Here is an 8,994-nt window from a genome sequence, read left to right as displayed (position 1 = left end):
CAGCACGGTCGCGATCGCCGCCGTCAGAGTCGTCTTGCCGTGGTCAACGTGACCAATCGTGCCCACGTTCACGTGCGGCTTCGTGCGGGTGAATTTTCCTTTTGCCATTTTCTCGACTCCGAAAAATAACTAGATCAACACACTGACATGGGGTTGCAGCCACCGGACTGCAACCCCAAAACTGGTGCCCATTGCGGGAATCGGACCCGCGACCTCTCCCTTACCAAGGGAGTGCTCTACCACTGAGCCAAATGGGCGATATTCAAAACAAACTACACAGCGCGAACGGACCCTTTGGAGCGGGAGACGGGAATCGAACCCGCGTCATTAGCTTGGAAGGCTAGGGTTCTACCATTGAACTACTCCCGCATTGCGACGCGATCCCTCTAGACCGGATCACACCACTTCGCGGGCAGAGCCTTCGCCTTCGCTTCAGCTCCGCACATCACATTCAAGCGCTCTGCAAAAATCCATTTTCGCTGGTGGAGAGGGCTGGATTCGAACCAGCGTACTCGTAAGAGGGCAGATTTACAGTCTGCTGCCATTAACCACTCGGCCACCTCTCCGGCGAACCTCGAAATATAGCACGAACGCCAAGCTGCGTCGATGACAGTTTGGTGACTCGTACCACCGCGTCGCCTGCGCCTCACTGCACCGGCGTTTCGCTTCGAGCCCTCGATTCTCGCATGAAATCAATCACTTACAGCCTTACGAACGCTGGGCTTCGCGCCACGCCCGCGCCTCGCCGAAGTGGCCGCAGCCGATGAAGGGCACCGGCGGCCGCAACGCGGATAGAGGCGAGGGATGGTTGGCCATCAACACCTTGTGACGACTTGTATCGATCAACGACCGCTTGCTCTGCGCATGGGAGCCCCAGAGCATGAAGACACTCGGCTGGCCGAGATTCGCGACGTGGCGGATCACCGCGTCCGTCAGCACTTCCCAGCCCCGTCCCGAGTGGCTGGCTGGCTGCCCCTCCTCGACCGTGAGGCAGGTGTTGAGCAGCAGCACGCCGCTCCTCGCCCACTTGACGAGGCTGCCGCCGGGATCCGGGAAAGCCGGCGGCGGCGCACCAAGGTCCCGTTGAAGCTCCTTGAAGATGTTGCGCAAGGATGGCGGCAGCGCCACGCCGGGCGCCACCGAAAAGGCCAGGCCTTCCGCCTGGCCTCGTCCGTGATAGGGATCCTGCCCCAGGATCACGACGCGAACCGCTTCGGGAGGCGTCAGTTCCAGCGCCCGTAACGGACGCGGCGGGAAGATCACGGCGCCGGCATCGAGGCGTTCCTGCAGGAACACCAACAGCCTCTGCCCCACCGCACCCGCAAAGAATTCATCGACCAGCGGCTGCCAGCCGGGCGCCACGGGCCAGTCGGCGGGGTTGCTGCTGGCCAACTGACCCGCGCTCAACGGAACATCTCCGCGAGCGCCTCGCCCGGCTCGTCGGCGCGCATGAAGGCCTCGCCGACCAGGAACGAGTGGACACCCGCCGCCCGCAGTTTCGCGACATCGGCTCGCGACGAGATGCCCGACTCGGTCACGAGCAAGCGCCCTTCCGGCACTTGCGCGAGCAGATCGATCGTCGTCTCGATCGAGACTTCGAAGGTGCGCAGATTGCGGTTGTTGACGCCGATCAGGGGCGTCCGGAGCTTCAATGCCCGATCGAGTTCGGCGCCGTCGTGCACCTCGACCAGGACCGCCATGCCCAAACCGGCCGCGATCGCCTCGTAGTCGCGCATCTGCCCGTCGTCGAGGCATGCTGCGATGAGCAGGATCGCGTCGGCGCCGATCGAGCGGGCCTCGTAGACCTGGTAGGCATCGATGATGAAATCCTTGCGCAGCACCGGCAGGTCGCACGACGCGCGGGCCTGCTTCAGATAGTCGATGCCGCCCTGGAAGAACTGGCGATCGGTCAGCACCGACAGGCAGGCCGCGCTGACCTTGCCGTCACCCGCGGCGTAGCTTTGTGCAATGTCCGCAGGAACGAAGTCCGCGCGAAGCACGCCCTTGCTGGGGCTCGCCTTCTTGACCTCGGCGATGACAGCGGCTGCGCCGGCGGCAATTTTCGAGCGCAATGCACCGACGAAATCGCGTGTGAGGACGCGACTTTCCGCATCGAATCGGATGGCTTCGAGCGACGTCCGCTTCCTGGCCGCCGCAACTTCTTCGCGCTTGACCGCGACGATCTTCTCGAGGATGTCCGACATGTCGCCTGCCCTCCCTCAAGCCGCGGCGGCCGTGGCCGCGACGAGTTCTGCGAGCTTGGCCTTCGCCGCGCCGGACTCGAGCGCGGCGCGCGATTTCTCGATGCCGGCCGCGATCGAGTCCGACACACCGGCCGCATACAGCGCGGCGCCCGCGTTCAGCAGGACGATGTCGCGCGCAGGGCCGGGCTTGTTGTCGAGCACCCCGAGCAGCATCTCGCGCGACTGATCCGGTGTCTCGACACGCAGCGTACGGTTGCTCGACATCGCGAAGCCGAAGTCTTCCGGATGAAGCTCGTACTCGCGCACTTCGCCGCCCTTGAGTTCGCCCACCATGGTGGCCGCGCCGAGCGAGATTTCGTCCATTCCGTCGCGGCCGTAGACCACGATCGCATGCTCGGCGCCCAGCCTTTGCAGCGCACGCACCTGGATGCCCACGAGGTCCGGATGGAACACGCCCATCAGGATGTTGGGCGCACCCGCCGGATTGGTGAGGGGTCCCAGGATGTTGAAGATGGTCTTGATGCCGAGTTCCTTGCGCACCGGCGCGACGTTCTTCATCGCCGGATGGTGATTCGGCGCGAACATGAAGCCGATGCCCACATCGGCAATGCACCTGGCGATCTGCTCGGGCTTCAGGTTGATGTTCACGCCCAGCGACTCGAGCACATCCGCGCTGCCCGACTTGCTGCTCACGCTGCGGCCGCCATGCTTGCTGACCTTGGCGCCGGCCGCCGCGGCGACGAACATCGAGCAGGTCGAGATGTTGAAGGTGTGCGAGCCGTCGCCGCCGGTGCCGACGATGTCGACGAGGCGCGTGGTGTCGGCCACCGGCACCTTGGTCGAGACCTCGCGCATCACCTGCGCGGCCGCGGTGATCTCGCCGATGGTTTCCTTCTTCACGCGCAGGCCGGTGATCAGCGCGGCCATCATCACCGGCGAGCATTCGCCGCTCATGATGAGCCGCACGATGTGAAGCATCTCGTCGTGGAAGACCTCGCGGTGCTCGATGGTGCGTTGCAGCGCTTCCTGGGGGGTGATGGGCATGGGGATGTCTCGCTCGGTTCGGTGGATCGGGTCGTTGCGGGAGGAAGTCCGTTCAGGCACGGAAGAAGCTCCGGATGGCGCCGATGGCGCGGTCGATGCCATTCGCATCGACGTCGAGATGCGTTGCGAAGCGCAGCCGGTAGAGCCCGGTGGCCAGCACGCCGTTCTGCTTCAGATGCGCCAGCAGCTCGGGCGAGCGGTGACGCGCTTCGCCTTCCAGATCGACGAACAGCAGATTGGTCTGAGGCGCCTCGACACGCAACTGGGGAATGCCGGCCAGGCCGTCCGCCAGCCGGCGCGCGAGTTCGTGGTCCTGCGCAAGCCGGTCGATGTGATGCGCGAGCGCATGCGATGCGGCCGCCGCCAGCACGCCGGCCTGCCGCATGCCGCCGCCGGCCATCTTGCGGATGCGATGCGCGCGGGCGATGAGTTCGCTCGAGCCGCACAAGGCCGATCCCACGGGCGCGCCGAGGCCTTTGCTGAAGCAGACCGACACGCTGTCGAAGCACTCGGCGATGCGACGTGCCTCCGAACGCACGTCGGCGTCGGTCCCGGCGGCCTGCGCCGTGGCGGCATTGAAAAGCCGGGCCCCGTCGAGATGGCGGGCGAGCCCCTTTCGCCGGGCGAGCTCGGTCGCCTTCTGCACATAGGCAAAGGGAAGCAGCTTGCCGCCGAGGGTGTTCTCGAGCGCGAGCAGGCGCGTCCGCGCGAAGTGCGCATCATCAGGCTTGATCGCCGCCTCGATGTCCTCCAACGCGAGGGTGCCGTCGGGCTGATGGTTCAGCGGCTGCGGCTGCACGCTGCCGAACACCGCCGCGCCGCCGCCTTCCCAGCGATAGCAATGCGCCTGCTGGCCGACGATGTATTCGTCGCCCCGCTGGCAATGCGCGAGGATCGCGCACAGATTGCTCTGCGTGCCCGTGGGCACGAACAGCGCCGCCTCGAACCCCAGCATGCCGGCGATCTGTTCCTGCAGCGCGTTCACGCTGGGGTCGTCGCCGAACACGTCGTCGCCGACATCCGCGGCCATCATCGCGTCTCGCATGGCGGCGGTCGGGCGGGTCACGGTATCGCTGCGCAGGTCGATCACGTTCGATGAAGCGTTCATGTCGCGCTCACTCCAGGAAATTCTTCAGCATGGCATGGCCGTGCTCGGTCAGGATGGATTCCGGGTGGAACTGAACGCCCTCGATGCGCACGTCATGCGCGAACCCGGTGTGCCGCACGCCCATGATCTCGCCATCGTCCGTCCATGCGGTGATCGCCAGTTCGGCCGGGCAGCTGGCGCGCTCGATGGCCAGCGAGTGGTAGCGATTCACGCTGAACTTTTCGGGCAGGCCGGCGAACACGCCTTCGCGCGTGGTCGTGATCTGGCTGGTCTTGCCGTGCATCAGCTCCTGCGCCCGGACGACCTTGCCGCCGAAGGCCGCGCCGATCGACTGGTGGCCGAGGCACACGCCGAGGATCGGCAGGCGCCCGGCGAATTCGCGGATGGCGGCGACCGACACGCCCGCTTCCGCCGGCGAACACGGCCCCGGGGAGATCACCAGCCGTCCGACACCGCCGGCGATGCGCTCCCGCAGTTCGTCCAGCGTGATCTCGTCATTGCGAAACACCTCGACATCGGCGCCGAGTTCGCCGAAGTACTGCACCAGGTTGTAGGTGAAGCTGTCGTAGTTGTCGATCATCAAGAGCTTCATGGCCTGACTCCGATTCGATACGCCCTTCATTCCAGACCCTCCTCGACGAGTTCCGCCGCACGCAGCAGTGCGCGCGCCTTGGCTTCGGTCTCTTTCCATTCGAGTTCGGGCACCGAATCGGCGACCACGCCGGCCGCCGCCTGCACGTGCAGCATCTGGTCCTTGACGATGCCGGTGCGGATCGCGATCGCCACGTCCATGTCGCCGGCATAGCTGATGTAGCCGCAGGCGCCGCCGTAGATGCCGCGCTTGGTCGGCTCGAGCTGGTCGATGAGCTCCATCGCGTGCACCTTGGGCGCGCCGGTCAGCGTGCCGGCCGGGAAGGTGGCCTTGAGCACGTCGATGGCGGTCATGCCGTCTTTCAAGGTGCCTTCGACGTTGCTCACGATGTGCATCACGTGGCTGTAGCGCTCGATGGCGAAGGCCTCGGTCACCTTCACCGTGCCGATCTTGGCGATGCGGCCGATGTCGTTGCGGGCGAGGTCGATCAGCATCACGTGCTCGGCGCGCTCCTTGGGGTCGTTGAGGAGCTCGGTCTCGGCGGCCTTGTCGAGCTCGGGCGACGCGCCGCGCGGACGGGTGCCCGCGAGCGGCCGGATGGTGATCTTCTGCTCGCCTTCGCCGGTGTGCTCCTGCCGCACGAGGATCTCGGGCGAAGCGCCGACCACATGGAAATCGCCCAAGTCGTAGTAGTACATGTACGGCGACGGGTTCAGCGACCGCAGCGCGCGATAGAGCGACAGCGGCGACTCGGTGTAGCGCTTGCTGATGCGCTGGCCGACCTGCACCTGCATGAAGTCGCCGGCGGCGATCAGCTCCTTCGCGCGCTCGACGGCGGCGAGGTAGTCGGGCTTGGCGAAGCTGCGCTGCGGCGGGTGCGCCTGGCTCGGCCGCACCTGCGGCGCGCTCACCGAGTACTTGAGCTGCTCGCGCAGCTCGCGCAACCGGCGTTTGGCGTTGGCGTAGGCCTCGGGCTGGGCCGGATCCGCATAGACGATCAGGTAGAGCTTGCCCGACAGGTTGTCGATAACCGCCAGTTCCTCGCACTGCAGCAGAAGGATGTCGGGGCAGCCCAGGGCATCGGGCGGGCAGGTCTTCTCGAGCTTCTTCTCGATGTGGCGGACCGCGTCGTAGCCGAAGTAGCCGGCCAGTCCGCCGCAGAACCGCGGCAGCCCCGGCCGCAGGGCGACCTTGAAGCGCTGTTGGTAAGCCGCAACGAAGTCGAGCGGATTGCCTGAGACTTTTTCCACGACTTTGCCGTCCGTGACGACCTCGGTCACGGCCTCCGCGCCGAAGCCCGAGGCCCGGAGGAAAGTGCGCGCCGGCAGCCCGATGAAGCTGTAGCGCCCGAAGCGTTCGCCGCCCACGACCGACTCGAGCAGGAAGCTGTTGCGACCGCTGTCCTTGGTATAGGCGAGCTTGAGATAGAGGGAAAGAGGTGTCTCGAGGTCGGCAAAGGCCTCGACCATCAGCGGAATGCGGTTGTAGCCCTGCGCGCTGAGGCTTTTGAATTCGAGTTCGGTGATCACGGGTGGGGTCTCCGTCTGCCAGCGGACGCTCCTCGGTCGCTGCTGGCGGTTCATCCAGGTTGGCCGCTCAGGAAAGAGGGCCGCGGGCGCACGGCGTGCGCCGTGCAATCAAGCAAGCAACGTCGATGGCCAACGCCAAGGCCAGGCTCCCCGGCTGCCTTGACCTGTCTGGATGACGTGATGAATGAACATGGAATCGGGAGTTTAGCCGAGGGACAACGGGTATACAAAAAGATACATTGAGTTTATTAATCTGCATGTCACGGGAGCTTTATCAATGCGCAAGTCCACCCTCCGCCGCGCCGTCGCACTGACCGCCTTCGCCCTCGCCTCGTTCGCCGCCCTCGCTGCGCAGGTCGACGTGTCCGGCGTGAAGCTCGACGACGCCATCGACGTCCAAGGCAGCAAACTGCAGCTCAATGGAGCAGGGGTTCGGTACAAGGCCGTGTTCAAGGTTTACGCCGCGGGGCTCTACCTGGGCAGGAAGGCAGCCACCCCTGAAGAGGTGCTGGCGGCGCCGGGCGCCAAGCGCGTGTCCATCACCATGCTGCGCGACATCGACGCGAACGAACTCGGCAAGCTCTTCACGCGCGGCGTGGAAGACAACTCGCCCAAGAACGAGATGTCGCAACTGATCCCCGGGTTGCTCCGCATGAGCGGCATCTTTTCCGAGCAGAAGCAGCTCAGGACCGGCGAGAACTTCACCATCGACTGGATGCCCGGCACTGGCACCGTCATTTCGGTGAAGGGCGTGCCGCAAGGCGAGCCGATCAAGGAGCAGGCCTTCTTCAACGCGCTCGTGCGCATCTGGCTCGGCCCGAGTCCCGCGGACTGGAAGCTCAAGGACGCCTTGCTCGGGAAGGGCTGACCCTTCCGTCAGCGCAGGTGTGCCAGTTCGGCCAGCGAATCGACGAAGCCGTCCGCGTCCACGCCCCGGACGGGCTCGCCGTGGTTGTAGCCATAGCTCACGAGCACGACCGGGCAGCCCGCTGCGCGCGCGGCCTTCGCGTCGTTGCTGGAGTCGCCGACCATCAGCGTGCGCGCTGGCGACGTCGCCAGCGCTTCGCAGGCCTTGAGCAACGGCAGCGGGTCGGGCTTCTTCCGCTCGAAGGCGTCGCCGCCGAACATCACCTCGAAGAATGCGTCGAGCCCCTTGGTGGCCAGCAGCGGCCGCGCGAAGGCGGTGGGCTTGTTGGTCAGGCAGGCGAGGCGCAGTCCCCGCGCCCGCAGCGCTGAGAGGCCTTCGACCACGCCGTCGTAGACGTCCGCGTGCTGCCCGTTGATGGCCAGGTAGTGGTGCTGATAGCGCGGCCAGGCGCGCTCGAACCATGCATCGCCTTCCTCCGCGGTGCCGCGCACATGGTGCAGCACGGAATGGATCAGGTGCTCAGACCCCTTGCCGACCATCCGCTCCACCGTCGGCCCGTCGATGTTCGGCAGCGCGAGTTCGTCGAGCATGCGGTTGAGCGAGACGACGAAGTCGCCGATGGTGTCCACCAGCGTGCCGTCCAGATCCACGATCGCCGCGTCGAAATTTGAAAGTTCCAAAGACATTCAGAGAGCATAAGACCAGGAATCCCGTGGAACCGGCTTAGCCGGGCCACCGCGATTGCCCCCTGGAAGGGGGTGGAGAGCGACACGCAGTGCGCGAGCCTGGGGGTGAGCCTCGGGCGGTGGGCGAGGCTGGAGGTCAAGCCTCGGTCAATGACTGGGCAGCCACCACCGCCTCGGTCCGGTTGCGCACATTGAGCGCGCGGAAGATCGCCGCAAGATGAATCTTGACCGTGCCCTCGCTGATGCCGAGCGCGCGCCCGATCAGCTTGTTCGGCTTGCCTTGCGACAGCAGTTGCAGCACCTCGACCTGCCGCTCCGTCAGCACGTTGCGCAGGTGTTCGAGCGTCTGGGCTCCGCCCGGTGCGCCGGCGCGCTGGGCCGCATCCGCGCCGGGTATTCCGGCAATGACGCCGGGCGGCACCGACGACAGCATCATCGGCGGCACGTAGACGCCGCCCGCCAGCACCAGCCGCACGGCGGACAGCATGACTTCGGGCGAGTAGGCCTTGGGAATGAAGCCGAGCACCCCGCGCTCCAGCGCGCTGCGCATGACGGCCGGGTCTTCATAGCCCGACAGCACGATGACCGGCACCGCCGGATGCCGGCGTCGGATCTCGTCGATGTGGGCCTGGCCTTCGGCGCCCGGCATGTTCAGGTCGATCATGGCCAGGTCGATGTCGTCGGATGCACCGGCGAGCAATTCGTCGACGCTCATCGCCAACACGAATTCGATGTCGGCTTCGATCTCCGACAGTTTGGCCTTGACCGCTTCGATGACGAGCCGGTGGTCGTCGGCGATCAGGATTTTCATGGCGTACCCCAGCGTCAGTGATGAACTCAGCACGCTGAAGATACCGATGAAACCCGCGCGCAGCAAGGCGGAATCGCTTTCCGAACGACATAGCACCCAAGCGGTATGGCGCGGGCGGGCCCGCATGGAAGAATCGTTTCACATCCAGAAAC

General features: G+C 65.6%; 10 protein-coding genes and 3 tRNA genes. 1 reads left to right on the top strand and 12 read right to left on the bottom strand.

The features are described 5' to 3' along the window. The 10 genes from WKW77_RS28575 to trpE all read right to left on the bottom strand — a co-directional run. On the bottom strand, positions 1 to 108 hold a 108-nt coding region (locus WKW77_RS28575), incomplete at its 3' end, for a GTP-binding protein (RefSeq protein ID WP_295178652.1). Between the two features lie 74 nt (positions 109 to 182). Continuing rightward, positions 183 to 257 (bottom strand) — tRNA-Thr (locus WKW77_RS28570). A gap of 38 nt (positions 258 to 295) precedes the next feature. Next, positions 296 to 369, bottom strand: a tRNA-Gly gene (locus WKW77_RS28565). 111 nt (positions 370 to 480) lie between these two features. Beyond that, a tRNA-Tyr gene (locus WKW77_RS28560) sits at positions 481 to 566 on the bottom strand. 142 nt (positions 567 to 708) lie between these two features. Next, positions 709 to 1,407 carry a uracil-DNA glycosylase gene (locus tag WKW77_RS28555; protein WP_340360276.1) on the bottom strand — a complete coding sequence of 233 codons (699 nt, stop codon included), beginning with the start codon at positions 1,405 to 1,407 and terminating at the stop codon, positions 709 to 711. After that, positions 1,404 to 2,204 (bottom strand): indole-3-glycerol phosphate synthase TrpC, encoded by an 801-nt coding sequence (gene trpC / locus WKW77_RS28550; protein ID WP_340360275.1) that lies wholly within the window; start codon positions 2,202 to 2,204, stop codon positions 1,404 to 1,406. Before trpC ends, WKW77_RS28555 begins: the two co-directional genes overlap by 4 nt. A 15-nt stretch (positions 2,205 to 2,219) precedes the next feature. Next, on the bottom strand, positions 2,220 to 3,248 hold the full coding sequence (gene trpD, locus WKW77_RS28545; protein WP_340360274.1) for an anthranilate phosphoribosyltransferase: 1,029 nt from the start codon (positions 3,246 to 3,248) through the stop codon (positions 2,220 to 2,222). A 52-nt stretch (positions 3,249 to 3,300) separates the two neighbouring features. Continuing rightward, positions 3,301 to 4,356: a low-specificity L-threonine aldolase gene (gene ltaE, locus WKW77_RS28540; protein WP_340360273.1), complete on the bottom strand. Its 1,056-nt coding sequence runs from the start codon at positions 4,354 to 4,356 to the stop codon at positions 3,301 to 3,303. Positions 4,357 to 4,363: 7 nt separating this feature from the next. Continuing rightward, on the bottom strand, positions 4,364 to 4,948 hold the full coding sequence (locus tag WKW77_RS28535) for an aminodeoxychorismate/anthranilate synthase component II (protein ID WP_340360272.1): 585 nt from the start codon (positions 4,946 to 4,948) through the stop codon (positions 4,364 to 4,366). A 26-nt stretch (positions 4,949 to 4,974) separates the two neighbouring features. Further along, entirely contained in the window at positions 4,975 to 6,477 is a 1,503-nt protein-coding gene (trpE, locus tag WKW77_RS28530; protein WP_340360271.1) for an anthranilate synthase component I, read from the bottom strand. A 277-nt stretch (positions 6,478 to 6,754) separates the two neighbouring features. Here trpE and WKW77_RS28525 point away from each other — a divergent pair, with 277 nt between their 5' ends. After that, positions 6,755 to 7,345 (top strand): chalcone isomerase family protein, encoded by a 591-nt coding sequence (locus WKW77_RS28525; RefSeq protein WP_340360270.1) that lies wholly within the window; start codon positions 6,755 to 6,757, stop codon positions 7,343 to 7,345. 8 nt (positions 7,346 to 7,353) lie between these two features. Here WKW77_RS28525 and WKW77_RS28520 read toward each other — a convergent pair whose 3' ends face one another. Both WKW77_RS28520 and WKW77_RS28515 read right to left on the bottom strand, forming a co-directional pair. Then, a complete protein-coding gene (locus tag WKW77_RS28520; RefSeq protein ID WP_340360269.1) occupies positions 7,354 to 8,031 on the bottom strand; it encodes a phosphoglycolate phosphatase in 678 nt (225 codons plus the stop codon). 136 nt (positions 8,032 to 8,167) lie between these two features. Next, positions 8,168 to 8,842: a LuxR C-terminal-related transcriptional regulator gene (locus WKW77_RS28515; protein WP_340360268.1), complete on the bottom strand. Its 675-nt coding sequence runs from the start codon at positions 8,840 to 8,842 to the stop codon at positions 8,168 to 8,170. Positions 8,843 to 8,994: the final 152 nt, after the last annotated feature.

This window comes from Variovorax ureilyticus (assembly GCF_037889935.1).
In the GTDB taxonomy this organism is placed as follows: domain Bacteria; phylum Pseudomonadota; class Gammaproteobacteria; order Burkholderiales; family Burkholderiaceae_C; genus Variovorax; species Variovorax ureilyticus.
Note: the sequence above shows the minus strand (reverse complement) of the source record. Positions and strands in the feature narration are given on the sequence as shown.